This window comes from Rickettsia sp. 109562A South Dakota (genome assembly GCF_055791265.1).
In genome coordinates this window covers 729,009-741,520 of sequence record NZ_CM147703.1, presented here as the reverse complement: position 1 = coordinate 741,520, position 12,512 = coordinate 729,009, and the positions used below count along the sequence as shown (strand labels likewise).

The following is a 12,512-nucleotide window of genomic DNA, read 5'->3' as shown; positions in this document are numbered from 1 at the left end:
ACTATATAATTTTATATTGTTAAATTTCGCTTTCTTTTTTGCATCCTTTTTGACTTTTCACTTTTCGTCCTTTTTATTTCAGCATTATTAACTTTCTCTTTATCCATAGCTTTAGTTAAAGAACTATATCCTTCGGCTTTACTAGGGTTTTCATAAAATGGATTCATTACATTTTTAATATCTTTAACATAACTCTCTTTTTTATTATCTATTGTTATTTTATTTTTTCTAAAAAATCCTTCTAAACCGTTTCTTTTTATTTCAAAATTAAAACTACCTCTTATTTCTCGAAATTTTTGTATTTTTTGGTCTTTATTCATACTCCAATAATTCTTATTCGTTATTAATTTTTTTAAAGCTAATGTTTGTAATACTTGACTCTTAGTATAATTCTCTAATTGTTCTAAATTGTCATATATAGGAGTATCTTGTTTTTTATATTCTTTATTTATATTTAATTTAAATATTGCTTTTATTTCTATTTTTTCCTTTTCGGTAAGACCATCGATAATTAATGATGCGGTCGTAACTACGCCGTAACCCGTAGCTTTTAATATATCAAGCACATTACCGCTAGCACCTTTAATAATAGAGGTAGCCAAATTTGCGGCTCCACCTAAATTATTTCCAAATATTCGTCCTGTACTTTTCAATTTATTTACATTTAACTGATACTTATCTTGAGTAGAATCCTTACCTGCCGTCTGTACCGTATATAATTCATTTTTCAAAATATCTTTTAAGCTCGGTTCTAATGATAATATATAATCTTGCTGACTTTTAGCATTTCTGTTATGTACTAATAAATTATTCTCTTTATGAAGTTTACGCAAACTATGCACTTTCAAAGTCTCGTTTATAGCCTGAATTCCTACGCTCACGCCTGAACCAACAGCTACAGCTATAATCATCGGTGATATAGGAGTAAAAAGTCCGGAAACAGCAATTGCTATAGAAGCTGCGGAAACTGCATAACTTAAGCTATTACTAAATAATATTTTACCGATTTTGCTTTGTCTAAAACTAGTCCAATAAGATTTGGACTTATTAAATATTGTTCTAATACTTGATTTTTTTGAATCAGACATTTATTTTTCTCTCCCAAGCACAATATTTTTATAAATTTTTCTTTTATTTATTTAATTAACTTCTCTTACAACTTAAATTATAGTATAAATTCTAATAAAAAAACAAAATAAATGTCTGGAAAAGAATTAAATAAAATTGTTGCAGCCATCTTATTTGCTAGTTTAATTGCTATGATGGTTGGGTTTGTTGCAAATGTATTATACAAACCAAACTTACAAGTTTTACATCGCGGTTATAGCGTTGCAGTTCACGAAAATTCAGTAGCTTCTACGTCGGAAGCACAAGCACCGGTAAATATACCGGAATTGATGAAAACCGCTAATGCCGATAACGGTCGTGAAATAGCCAAAAAATGTTTAATGTGTCATTCTCTTGATAAAGACGGTCCAAATAAACTAGGACCGCATCTTTGGGATGTAGCAGGTCGCCCTAAAGCAAGCATAGCAGACTATAAATATTCCCCTGCTCTATCAAAACTTGGCGGCATATGGGATGATGACAGTTTATTTGCTTTCTTACATAAACCAAGTAGCTATGCCCCAAGAACTAAAATGTCCTTTGCTGGTATCTCAAAACCGCAAGACATAGCTGACGTAATATTATTCTTAAAAACTTATGTTCATGATAAATAATTATCTCACCGAAATATGGTTAATAATCGGCATAATTTGCTTAGTTATTGAATTTTTTGCAGTTCCAAGCATCGGATTCTTATTTTTTGGACTTGGAGCATTATCAAACACTCTTGTGGTATATAACTACGATATTAACTTACAAAATCAAATAACGATTTTTGGTATATTATCGCTTATTTGGTTTAGTATATTATACTTACCTCTTAAAAAATATGTTTATAGTACAACTGCTAAAGCAGAAAATTATTCAGATATGGTAGGCAAAGCCGTAGAAGTTCATAGCTCTACCATCTCGTCCCATACTATAGGGCAAGTAAAATGGTCCGGTGTTATTATGAATGCTTATCTTGCACCAAATGAAGAAGAAGCAAAAACAGGCGACCAACTTTTTATTATCGAAGTTAAAGGTAACATCTTAGTTTGCTCTAGACACAAACCTAATCATAACTAAATATCCTCATATTTTCCTATCTATTGTTATTCCCTAATAAATAATTAAGAAATTAACTATTTTCTTGTAAAAATAAAATTTTTGTGTATAATACAAAATATAAGCAATGATCATAGGGTTTTAGTTAAATATTGATTTAATTATCTTATTTATATTTTTTACCTTATTTCAATAATTTATTATTAAAATTTTAATAATAAATCAAGGGGTAATAATATGAGAAAAGTAATAATGCAAGGACCTAAGGTATCTAACTATACTAATACCGAAGAATTAGCAATTCTTTCAGGAGATGATGTAATACATCACTATCTAAATACTCTCCATGCTCCTATTGAATTATTTATAAATGCTCATGGTCAAGAATATCTGCAGGAAAATCTACCTCCTCTATTAACTATAAGCTTGTTTTCAAAAGAGGATGAATCGAATTTATCTGAAAGACTTGCTCACAATGTACTTACAAAGATAGCAAAAAATACAGTTGGAGATATGCCTAGTATCGTACATATACTTTCCTGTCATTCAGGTGCAGCTCAGCATAACTTAAGTCAGGTTAAAGGAGATATTGTACTATGTACTTATACTAAATCTACTAATACGTTAAAGGAATGTATTAGTAAACTTTTATTTAATAGAGATACAAGTTTAATTAATTTTATAGTAAAAAACTTACCTTTACTAATAGCTACTGATTTTACTATTAGCTATAAGTTAAATGATAGTATATATACTCTTGCATTTGATCATACACCTATAAAACAAATGAATTTAGATACTTTTTCAAAATTTTTACAAATACAATATGATAATGTAATTAAATTTTATAAAGAGCTGCACCAGCAATACTCTGACAAATACGAAGAATTAATACCTAAATATGATTTTCCGGAAACAATATCATATACTACAGAAAAACTAAAAGAAGCTTTTAATTCCATATTAAATATAAATTATACTAACCTAACTGCTTTAGCAATAGAACATTTTTTGAAAATAGATAATGCTTCTACTTTTGGCATTTTAAGCGATGCTATTAAACAATACAACATAACTGGCATTGAATTAATACTCAATAATATTGAAGTTAATGATTCGTACTTATGCGTAGCCATTATAGCAAGCGATACTCTACCTATAAATGATCGTATTCAAGTAATTAACATGATGCTTGAGAGAATAAAAGAAGTTGGCAGCATTAACTTTTATACAGCTGCCATGTCAAAAGATCCGGCTATATTTAAAATACTACTTAACAAAGTAGGAATAGCTGATGCTATACATTTTGATATAGCTGTTAAAACAGGTAACACTGACATAGTACAAGCAACACTTGAGAAAATGGTAAAAACTAATGATTCATATTGGGCTATGAAGACTATAGCTAAAGTATTAACCGGGGAAGAAAAAGCCACTGATGCACATACAGTTATAGCTATTAAAACAGGAAATCCGGATATAGTTAAAGCAGTAATAGAAAAAACCGGTATTACTTACGACATGCTCAAAATTGCTAGCACTACAGAAAACCAAGAAATTATTGATTTAGTATTTATAAATTTGGTACTATCCCAGAATGGCTTTTATTCAACTCTATTAGTAGCATGGATGAACAATCTTTTTACAGAGTAATTACTAAATAAAATGCCCCAAGTGTCAATTACTGCTGCTTATTATGCATTAAAAGTAGGTAATTTAGAGGCAATACCGAAAATACTTAATAAAGTTAATATCAACTATATTAGAAATGGCGATAAGGAGTTTTGTCGTGAAATAGCAAATGAATTTAGTACTGAACAAAATCAAGAAGTCATTAAGCAATTAGAGCAATACCTTATTACTCAACCTGAATTTAATATAACAGATCAGTTAGAAAGTAATATTATGAGCATAATAGGAGATTTTATTCCGGTTGCCGAGTAATATTTAATAGAGATAAGGTTGTTAAAATCTTATCTCTTCAAACATTCTCCTTAAACCAATCAAAGGCTTTTTTAAAGAAGCTGCTATTTTCATCAAGTCTAATATGAGCGAATTCTTTTTGCTGTTTTAATGCATGAATCTTTAGCATTCCTATAGTTGCCGAATATATAGCAGGATTATAATCTTCTACGAAACCGGCAATAATCTCCGGTTTACCGATTCTACTCTGTTTTTCAAAAACTCTATTTGAAAGCTCTTTAAGTCCTCTAAGCTGAGACCCGCCACCGGTAATTACAACTCTAAAAACTTCAACTTGTCCTTTTGTTGCTTTGTCATATTCGGCTTTTACCATTGATAATATTTCTTCGGCTCTTGCTCTTATTACCTCAGCCAATTTATAAATTGTTACAGACGTATTTAAATTATGATGAGTATCAACTTGAAAATCATCCATATTTATAATACTATCTTTCTCAAATAAAGGTATAGTTGCGTTACCGTATAAAATTTTTAATTTCTCTGCCGTAACAAGATCAATACCAAAAACTTTAGCAATATCCGAGCTAATATGAAAACTACCTATATTTACATGCCCCGTATATATTAATTTACCTGCAAAAAAAATACCGAAAGAAGTAGTTTTATCTCCCATATCGATGATAAGCGAACCTAGATTTTTTTCATCATTTGTAAGACAGCTAATAGCAGAAGCATAAATTGCAAGAGTGATATTTGTGACTTCAACATGACATTTAGCAAAGCATTGTACAATATTTGATAACATATTTGAACTAGCTGCAATAATATGTAATTCACAACTAAGTTCTCTACCGTACATACCTATAGGGTTTTCAACTGAATTATTATCAAGGGTCAACTCAAGAGGAAAATAATGAATAATTTCTTGGTTTTTAACTTTAAATTCAAGCAATGCTTTTTGTAATAATTTTTTAATATCTTGCTGCGTTACGGTTTGCCCGTTAACTTTAATTGTATAATTTATATAATAAGATTTAGTATCAGCACCTGATAACGATAATATAATTTTTTTTATATTTTTACCGCAATCTTTTTCAAGTGCGTAAATTGCCGAAACAATACTAGTTTCAGCATTTTTTAAATCTGATATAACTCCTGATTTAATACCTTTAGAATGATGCAAATTTTGGCTTGCTACTTTAATCTCACCTTTTTTACTAATATAGGCAGCAATTACGGCAATCTTACTACTGCCGAAATCAAGTGTAACAAAATTTGATATTTTCTCTTTCATTTTTTTATGTAAATTATTGTCATGCCAATTATTGCATGGATCGAAAAAAGTCCTGAGTGTCATACCGTGGCTTGACCGGCTTTGTTGCATGGATCGATTTTTTTATTGTCATCCCGCGACTTGATCGCGGGATCCAGTTTAAAATACTAAAGTTATTAGTATTTTAAGTTGTATTTCTAGATACCGTGGTCAAGCCACGGTATGACACCGAATGCGTTTTTTGATCCATGCAACAACGTCCTTACGCGGGAATGACATACACTATTAGCACTTCTCTATATAATACTTATTCCTATCTCTTAAATCCAAAACCTTATAATTTTGGTTAAATAGCTTGTTAGCTTTATTGAGTGCATCGATATATTTTAACGCTTCTTCAAACTCTTTTTCAGGTAACTTAATACTTATATTACCTTTAAGATTTAAATCCCACCTTCTATCTCCGAGCCTTACAGCGGCTGAAGTTTTATTCATTAATACCGGATATTTCTGTAGCTCACTTACTAATTTACCTGCATAGATATTTGCCCCTTCCCCTACAACATGTAATAAATGAGGAAAAGGCTGAATATTTTTACTAATTTCGTAACCTTCTTCATCAACCAAGAAAAGCTGATTATTGATTTGCCAAATAGCAATAGGTGCTCTTTCAAATAATTTTATATATACCGTATTTGGTAACCTTCGAGTGACATATACTTCCTTAATCCATTTATTTTTCTTTAAATTATTTCTAATTTCGTCTAACTTAAGAGCAAAAATAGGGCTACCGTTACTCGCATTTAAAACCTTTAATATTGTAGGTTCATCAACATTTTGCTGTCCTTCAATTATAACATTCTCAAGTTTAAAACCAAGTTTTGTTGTTGTTTGATATATATTTGTTGTTAAGTAGGTTTTTACGCCGGCAAAATATTTTGTAAAAACAAATAGACATACAAAGATAATTAAAGCAACCTTAAGCCCTAATATTGCTTTTTTGTAAATTAGTCCTAATTTTCGGCGTAATGAGATATTATTAGTTTTTTTTGTCTGTTTTTTTTTATTTGAGCTTGGTTTTTTTCTCATGATTCAAAGCTTGCCGTCTTTATAATTTCTTCAATTAAGTTAGTAAAATTTATCCCTGCATAAGCTGCAATTTCCGGCACTATTGATAAAGGAGTCATACCTGGGTGAGTATTTATCTCCAAAGCATATAATTTGTTTGTCTGATCTTCTAAAATAAATTCTGCTCTAGCAGGACCTTTGCAATTCATTGTTTTATAAATTTTTTCTGATTCTATAAGTAATTTTTCATATAAATTAGCAGGTAGTGGAGCAGGACAAAGATGCTCAGCAAATCCTTCGGTGTATTTAGTCTCATAATCATAAAAACGATTTTTCAGTAATTTAATCTCTAAAGCTCCTAGAGCTTTGCCGTTTAATACTGCTACTTGCAACTCTCGCCCTTTTATATATTGCTCTATTATTACCTGATCACCGTAAGGAAAATCATAATCGGCAAAGTTAAAATCATCTTCTTCAAATATTACTTCAACGCCGATACTTGATCCTTGCGTCAGAGGCTTAATTACATATGGTCGTTTCATAGGGTCAATCTTTATATTATCGCTTTTATTTACGACAATACTTTCTGCCATATTAATATTATTCGTTAAAAACCAGCTTCTAGAATGTATTTTATCGAATGCTAACGCTGAAGATAACACCCCGCTATGAGTATAAGGAATCCGCATTATATTAAGTAATCCTGGCAAACAACCGTCTTCGCCGTATGTACCGTGTAGGCAATTAAAAACGATATCAGGCTTTATTTCTTGTAATTTAACTGCAATATCTGCTCCCATATCAATAAAGGTTACTTTATATCCTAATTCAATTAAGGCTTTACTAACCCCTTCGCTTGACACTAAAGATACTTCACGCTCAGCAGACATACCACCTGCTACTAACGCTATATGCTTTTTACCGCTATAGTCAATTGATTTGGACTCGCCTACTTCGTCGCTCGTCGCTCTCCTATTAGTTATAGGCTTCGCTCCTCGCTCCTTGTATTCAAGTCCAACTGAATTGACTATATTACTCAATATTTTAACTTCAGAATGTTCCACCCAATGTGTTTGATATTTATGCATATTTTCCGATTCGTTTTATTTCCCAGTTTAATTCAACACCGCTATCTTCAAATACGTTTTGCCTGACAAAATTCCCTAAATCTTCTAAATCCTTAGCAGTAGCATCACCGTTATTTATCATAAAATTACAATGAAGTTCTGACATCGAAGCACCGCCTATTCTATAGCCTCTAAGTCCTGCTTTGTCAATAAGCTGCCACGATTTAAGCCCCTCAGGATTTGCAAAAGTACTACCGCCTGTACGTGCCTTAATAGGTTGCGTCCGTGATCTTGTAGCATTTATTTCATTCATCCGTAATAATATATTTTCACTGTCGCCTTTATTTACTTTAAAAACGGCTTTGAAAATAATTAAATCCTTTGGTAAATTATTACTGCGATATTTAAAACCGATTTCTTCGTTGGTAAATGTTAAAAAGTTTCCTGCAAAGTCGATCGCTTCAATTCTAACTATAATATCCTTAAATTCAGAGCCGTAAGCACCGGCATTCATAGCAACTCCGCCGCCGATAGTACCCGGAATACCTACTAAAAACTCAAAACCGGAAATAGCATTTGCGTGACAGAATTTTGCTAAATTATAATTAAGACAGCTGCTGCCCACTACTAAATGATTATCATCTATAAAATCAATATTACTAAAATTCTGACCAAGCTTTATTGTAACTCCTTCTATACCGCCGTCTCTTATAATAATGTTTGAGCCTGCACCGAAAGTAGTTATAGGTACTTTTTGCTTATTTTGTATCAAGAAACTTGCTAAATCTTCGCTATCAAAAGGTTTAAAGAAAATTTCGGCATTACCGCCTACTTTAAACCATGTCAGATGTTTTAAATTATAATCTTTTTTATACTCGCCTTTTACTATCGGTAAAGTCATCACAAATTACCGAATTTTTTTGGTAATTCATTTGCAAAACTTGAAATATTACCTGCTCCCATCATAATTATCATATCACCGGAAGCTGCGTTATCTATAATAACTCCAACCGCCTCATCTAGTTCGGCTAGAAAATTTGCTTGATCATGATGCTTATTCTTAGTAATCTTATCAACTAAACTTTGTCCTGTAATTCCTTCTATAGGGTTTTCACCTGCATCATATATATCGGTAATATAGAGTATATCGGCATCAGCGAAGCAAAGCATAAAATCATCAAATAAATGCTGCATTCTTGAATATCTGTGAGGCTGAAAAATAGCAATAACTTTACCGTTTTGTTTATTTGCTATATTTTTAGCCGTAGCAAGCGTTGCTTTAATTTCCTCAGGGTGATGAGCGTAATCATCGATAATTGAAGCCCTATTATATTCAGCTACTTTAGTAAATCTCCTCTTCACTCCTTTAAAATTATTAAAGCCGTTTTTAATAGCTTTAATACCAAAATCTAATTCTATCCCAACGGCGATTGCAGCAAGGCTATTTAAAATATTATGTCTTCCAGGTGTTGGAATAGTAATTTTTTCAATAATCGTTGTACCTAGTACATTCGGTAAACTAATTTTTACGTCAAAAGTAGAGGAGGCAATATCAGTGTTAATATTAAATGCTATAATATGAGCATCAGCCGAATCAATTCCGTAAGTAACAATCTTCCTTTCGGTAATATCATCTACTAACTTACGAACTATTTTATGATCGATACAACAAACTGCAAAACCATAAAACGGCAAATTGATAATAAAGCTTCTAAAAGCACTAATTAATGTTTCAAAATCTTTATAATAATCTAAATGTTCGGGATCAATATTAGTTATTATCGCAATAGTTGATGGGATATGAATAAATGTCGCATCGGACTCATCGGCCTCCACAATTAAATAATTACTTGAACCAAGATATGCATTAGTAGATCTGTTATTTATAATCCCGCCGTTAATAACCGTAGGACATAAGCCGGCTGCCTCAAATAAACAAGCAACTAGAGAAGTAGTAGTGGTTTTACCGTGCGATCCCGAAACTGCTACGGAACATTTTAATCTCATAAGTTCAGCCAACATTTCCGCACGTCTAATAATCGGAATTTTACGTTCTAACGCTTCTTTTATTTCAGGATTATTTGGATTAATTGCCGATGAAATAACGACATACGAAACATTGGTAATGTGTTGCGGAACGTGTCCTAAAAATATTTTAATGCCGTATGACTCAAGCCTTTTAGTATTATAATTTTCTACTAAATCGGAACCTTGTACTTTATAACCTAGATTATGTAATATCTCGGCAATACCGCTCATTCCAACGCCGCCGATACCTATAAAATGTATAATTTCTAAGGTTTGATTAGTTTTTTTTAATTCAAGTAACAGCATCTAAGTTTAATCATTTAAAGTTGAGTTCTGCATATAGGTTTTTATGGACGTTGTCAAGGGTTATAATTCATGTCATTGCGAGCGAACGAAGAGAGCGTGGCAATCTCAGGACTTTGGCACGAGATTACTTCGTCAAAACTATGTTCTTCCTCGCAATGACGATATTCCCGACTCTGTAGGAATGACATCTACCCTATCAAACTTTGCTTCGGAATAGAAATTCCCTTGTAACCCACCGACTTTTAGATCAATTAAAAATTTAGCTATTTCTCCGTTTTCTACGAATTCAGCTACCGTTTCAATACCTAAATCTTCTGAAATTTTAATTAATCTTTCTACGAAATACCTACTTTGTACGTCACTTGTAATACTACGTACATATTGACCGTCAATTTTGATAATATCAATAGGTAAGCTTTGGAGTTGTTTAAAAGAAGTAAAACCCGAACCAAAGTCATCTAATGCAAATCTACATCCGTACTTACGTAGCTTATTAATAAACAAAGTTATTTTATCGTAATTCTCATTGAAAGAAGTTTCCGTAATTTCAATAATTAAGCGATCTCGCACATTATGAGCTTTTAATAAGTTTGCTGCTATTTCCCATAAAGCTTCATCGCTTGTTCCTATATTTGAAATATTAACGGCTAACATTAAATTTGGGTTTTGGGCAAGTTCATTAACAGTCATTTCCAAAACAATTTGATCAATTATAAAAATTAATCCTTTATTTTCAGCAAGAGGAATTATAGGACCTACGGAAATATAAACACCATTCTCATCAGGTATACGAAGCAGACATTCATAATAATGAATTTTCATAGTACTGCGATCTATTATAGGTTGATAAGCGAATCGCATAGTCTTTTTTGCTAAGGCTTGTCGTAGTAAGTTAAGCTGAAGGTTATATTTTCTTATATTTTCCAAATCATGTTCTGTGCTGCTATATTCGCGGTAATAATAATTATTATTTTGTGAAAGTAACATATTTAATGTTTTTTCAATTTCTTTAGCATTATTACTTACTTTTGGAAATTTAATACTAGCAATATAACAATTCATATAAATTGCCGGCTTCTGTTCATTAATATAAAGCTGCGAAAATAAATATAATTTTCTAGCAAAATTTTTAATTAAGTCAGAATCAGTAGTATTTAGGATAAATAATATTCTATCTTTCTTTATTTTCTTAAACTTTGAAAAAATATTAAGTTCTTCGCTTACATTTTCAATGATTTGATCTAAATCTTTAATTATAAAGTGTTTATCTTGCTCTATAAATTCTATTTCATCATAATTAACTAATCTACAAGCAAAACATACGCCTTTTTCCAATTTATCTATCTCATCTTGTAAATCTTTATAATCCGTTATTAATTCCGACATTGCCATTTTTATCATAAAATTATATACTTAAGAATATTAGGACATTTTTACTGTAAATGAAATAAAAATATGAGCCGCATAGAAAGGATACAAGAAAAATTAAGTGTGTTAAAACCACATTTTCAAGAAATAATAGATGAAAGCTATAAACATGCGAGTCACTATGATGGAATCCACAGCCATATAAAAATAAGAATTTCTGCAAAAATTTTACAGGGAAAAAGCCTAATTGCCAATCATCACACTATTAACAACTTACTTACCGATGAATTTAATAACGGTCTACATGCGTTATCTATAGAGGTACTATGATGAAAACAAACGATATTATAAAAGTTGCGATAGGAGCTAGCAGCGTAGCACAAAAAGCTTTAAATAGTATAGCGGATAAAAGCTGCGGCATAATTGAGGATAAAATACTTAAAGGTAACTACGTCACTCGCGAAGAATTTGAAAAATTACAAACTTTAGTAATAAAACTAAAAAAAGAATTAGCAGAGTTAACTGGTAAATAATTACAAGTTAATATTTTTATGTACATAAAAAGTTTCGAGGGGATATGTACCCTGTAAATGATGTGGAATTTGCTGCATTTTTACCTTATCAATAATCAGAACTTTTAACCTCCAAGAAAGCCAAGCATTCCCTATGCGAAAATATGATCTACCCATCGCCTCCCCTACTACTCTCGTTGATAATACCCAATCATCGCCTATTGAATCTAATAAAGCATCATCAAAGAATGTTTCTTGTACTGATTCTAATTTATTATTTTGCCAAATACGTATACAATCGGAAATATTACTGATTATATCCCATGCTTGAGCCCATAATTTTAAGGTATTAGTACTTACAGGTTTCATTGTATGGTAGAGCTGCAATAATTCTTTAGGAGGAATCATAGATATAGAACTTTGAAAGCTTTCTTTTGGTGATACCTGTAATACCACTTCACTCACCTTTCATTACTTTGTAAATACCAAGCTACTCTACGGGTTAATAATATCTCTGCTGCATTCCATCCGTACCATAAAATCACATTAGTAGCGGTGGTTATCAATTTGTTTAAATCATTATAAATATTTAATAATTCGGTCTCTATTTTATTATTGCAATAATTCGGTAATAATTTTTCCCAAAATACCATTCTAGCAGAAGGGTTAATACTATCTACATCAAATAATGGACCTATAGATAAATCATCATAATGTCTTAATACAACATGATTTTTTGACTGTGAGGATTCAAGTATATATTTTATAGAAGCAAATGCACTATCACCGCTAACAATATGTATAACCATAATT

General features: G+C 31.2%; 15 protein-coding genes. 6 read left to right on the top strand and 9 right to left on the bottom strand.

All coding sequences use genetic code 11. The features are described from left to right. Window positions 1-11: 11 nt before the first annotated feature. Window positions 12-1,088, bottom strand: a complete 1,077-nt coding sequence (locus ACIAS7_RS04140) for a hypothetical protein (RefSeq protein ID WP_473198315.1) — start codon at window positions 1,086-1,088, stop codon at window positions 12-14. A gap of 111 nt (window positions 1,089-1,199) precedes the next feature. Between ACIAS7_RS04140 and ACIAS7_RS04135 the strand changes: the two genes are divergently transcribed. From ACIAS7_RS04135 to ACIAS7_RS04120, 4 genes are all read left to right on the top strand, one after another. Further along, window positions 1,200-1,721, top strand: coding sequence for a c-type cytochrome (locus ACIAS7_RS04135; protein WP_473198314.1), 522 nt, complete (start codon window positions 1,200-1,202; stop codon window positions 1,719-1,721). After that, a complete protein-coding gene (locus ACIAS7_RS04130; protein ID WP_473198313.1) occupies window positions 1,705-2,175 on the top strand; it encodes an NfeD family protein in 471 nt (156 codons plus the stop codon). Before ACIAS7_RS04135 ends, ACIAS7_RS04130 begins: the two co-directional genes overlap by 17 nt. Before the next feature lie 216 nt (window positions 2,176-2,391). Continuing rightward, window positions 2,392-3,807: a hypothetical protein gene (locus tag ACIAS7_RS04125; RefSeq protein WP_473198312.1), complete on the top strand. Its 1,416-nt coding sequence runs from the start codon at window positions 2,392-2,394 to the stop codon at window positions 3,805-3,807. A gap of 12 nt (window positions 3,808-3,819) precedes the next feature. After that, window positions 3,820-4,098, top strand: a complete 279-nt coding sequence (locus ACIAS7_RS04120; protein ID WP_473198311.1) for a hypothetical protein — start codon at window positions 3,820-3,822, stop codon at window positions 4,096-4,098. Between the two features lie 37 nt (window positions 4,099-4,135). On the opposite strand, the gene ftsA is transcribed toward ACIAS7_RS04120, so the two are convergent. The 6 genes from ftsA to ACIAS7_RS04090 all read right to left on the bottom strand — a co-directional run bounded on the left by ftsA (window position 4,136) and on the right by ACIAS7_RS04090 (window position 11,220). Further along, window positions 4,136-5,371: a cell division protein FtsA gene (gene ftsA, locus ACIAS7_RS04115; RefSeq protein WP_473198310.1), complete on the bottom strand. Its 1,236-nt coding sequence runs from the start codon at window positions 5,369-5,371 to the stop codon at window positions 4,136-4,138. Between the two features lie 264 nt (window positions 5,372-5,635). Further along, the gene (locus ACIAS7_RS04110) at window positions 5,636-6,439 is read right to left on the bottom strand and encodes a cell division protein FtsQ/DivIB (protein ID WP_473198309.1); all 804 of its coding nucleotides are present in this window, start codon (window positions 6,437-6,439) and stop codon (window positions 5,636-5,638) included. Then, entirely contained in the window at window positions 6,436-7,506 is a 1,071-nt protein-coding gene (locus ACIAS7_RS04105; RefSeq protein WP_473198308.1) for a D-alanine--D-alanine ligase, read from the bottom strand. Before ACIAS7_RS04105 ends, ACIAS7_RS04110 begins: the two co-directional genes overlap by 4 nt. Beyond that, on the bottom strand, window positions 7,499-8,389 hold the full coding sequence (murB, locus tag ACIAS7_RS04100; RefSeq protein WP_473198307.1) for a UDP-N-acetylmuramate dehydrogenase: 891 nt from the start codon (window positions 8,387-8,389) through the stop codon (window positions 7,499-7,501). Before murB ends, ACIAS7_RS04105 begins: the two co-directional genes overlap by 8 nt. After that, entirely contained in the window at window positions 8,386-9,819 is a 1,434-nt protein-coding gene (gene murC / locus ACIAS7_RS04095) for a UDP-N-acetylmuramate--L-alanine ligase (protein WP_473198306.1), read from the bottom strand. Before murC ends, murB begins: the two co-directional genes overlap by 4 nt. A 138-nt stretch (window positions 9,820-9,957) precedes the next feature. Beyond that, window positions 9,958-11,220 carry an EAL domain-containing protein gene (locus tag ACIAS7_RS04090; protein WP_473198305.1) on the bottom strand — a complete coding sequence of 421 codons (1,263 nt, stop codon included), beginning with the start codon at window positions 11,218-11,220 and terminating at the stop codon, window positions 9,958-9,960. Between the two features lie 54 nt (window positions 11,221-11,274). On the opposite strand from ACIAS7_RS04090, the gene ACIAS7_RS04085 reads away from it, so the two are divergent. Together ACIAS7_RS04085 and ACIAS7_RS04080 are read left to right on the top strand one after the other, a co-directional pair. Next, on the top strand, window positions 11,275-11,517 hold the full coding sequence (locus tag ACIAS7_RS04085; RefSeq protein WP_473198304.1) for a BolA family protein: 243 nt from the start codon (window positions 11,275-11,277) through the stop codon (window positions 11,515-11,517). Then, complete coding sequence (locus ACIAS7_RS04080; protein ID WP_473199409.1) at window positions 11,517-11,720, top strand: hypothetical protein; 204 nt, start codon at window positions 11,517-11,519, stop codon at window positions 11,718-11,720. Before ACIAS7_RS04085 ends, ACIAS7_RS04080 begins: the two co-directional genes overlap by 1 nt. Here ACIAS7_RS04080 and ACIAS7_RS04075 read toward each other — a convergent pair whose 3' ends face one another. Together ACIAS7_RS04075 and ACIAS7_RS04070 are read right to left on the bottom strand one after the other, a co-directional pair. After that, window positions 11,721-12,164 carry a DUF3658 domain-containing protein gene (locus ACIAS7_RS04075; protein ID WP_473198303.1) on the bottom strand — a complete coding sequence of 148 codons (444 nt, stop codon included), beginning with the start codon at window positions 12,162-12,164 and terminating at the stop codon, window positions 11,721-11,723. Then, complete coding sequence (locus ACIAS7_RS04070) at window positions 12,161-12,508, bottom strand: DUF1835 domain-containing protein (protein ID WP_473198302.1); 348 nt, start codon at window positions 12,506-12,508, stop codon at window positions 12,161-12,163. The genes ACIAS7_RS04075 and ACIAS7_RS04070 overlap by 4 nt, the downstream gene beginning before the upstream one ends. Window positions 12,509-12,512 lie beyond the last annotated feature (4 nt).

Bases quoted from the DNA above. Each gene is read 5' to 3' on its own strand.
- ACIAS7_RS04090 (WP_473198305.1), bottom strand. From the start codon at position 11,220: ATGATAAAAATGGCAATGTCGGAATTAATAACGGATTATAAAGATTTA.
- murC (WP_473198306.1), bottom strand. From the start codon at position 9,819: ATGCTGTTACTTGAATTAAAAAAAACTAATCAAACCTTAGAAATTATA.
- ftsA (WP_473198310.1), bottom strand. From the start codon at position 5,371: ATGAAAGAGAAAATATCAAATTTTGTTACACTTGATTTCGGCAGTAGT.
- ACIAS7_RS04085 (WP_473198304.1), top strand. From the start codon at position 11,275: ATGAGCCGCATAGAAAGGATACAAGAAAAATTAAGTGTGTTAAAACCA.
- ACIAS7_RS04125 (WP_473198312.1), top strand. From the start codon at position 2,392: ATGAGAAAAGTAATAATGCAAGGACCTAAGGTATCTAACTATACTAAT.
- ACIAS7_RS04130 (WP_473198313.1), top strand. From the start codon at position 1,705: ATGTTCATGATAAATAATTATCTCACCGAAATATGGTTAATAATCGGC.
- ACIAS7_RS04105 (WP_473198308.1), bottom strand. From the start codon at position 7,506: ATGCATAAATATCAAACACATTGGGTGGAACATTCTGAAGTTAAAATA.
- ACIAS7_RS04135 (WP_473198314.1), top strand. From the start codon at position 1,200: ATGTCTGGAAAAGAATTAAATAAAATTGTTGCAGCCATCTTATTTGCT.
- ACIAS7_RS04140 (WP_473198315.1), bottom strand. From the start codon at position 1,088: ATGTCTGATTCAAAAAAATCAAGTATTAGAACAATATTTAATAAGTCC.
- ACIAS7_RS04120 (WP_473198311.1), top strand. From the start codon at position 3,820: ATGCCCCAAGTGTCAATTACTGCTGCTTATTATGCATTAAAAGTAGGT.
- ACIAS7_RS04110 (WP_473198309.1), bottom strand. From the start codon at position 6,439: ATGAGAAAAAAACCAAGCTCAAATAAAAAAAAACAGACAAAAAAAACT.
- ACIAS7_RS04070 (WP_473198302.1), bottom strand. From the start codon at position 12,508: ATGGTTATACATATTGTTAGCGGTGATAGTGCATTTGCTTCTATAAAA.
- ACIAS7_RS04080 (WP_473199409.1), top strand. From the start codon at position 11,517: ATGAAAACAAACGATATTATAAAAGTTGCGATAGGAGCTAGCAGCGTA.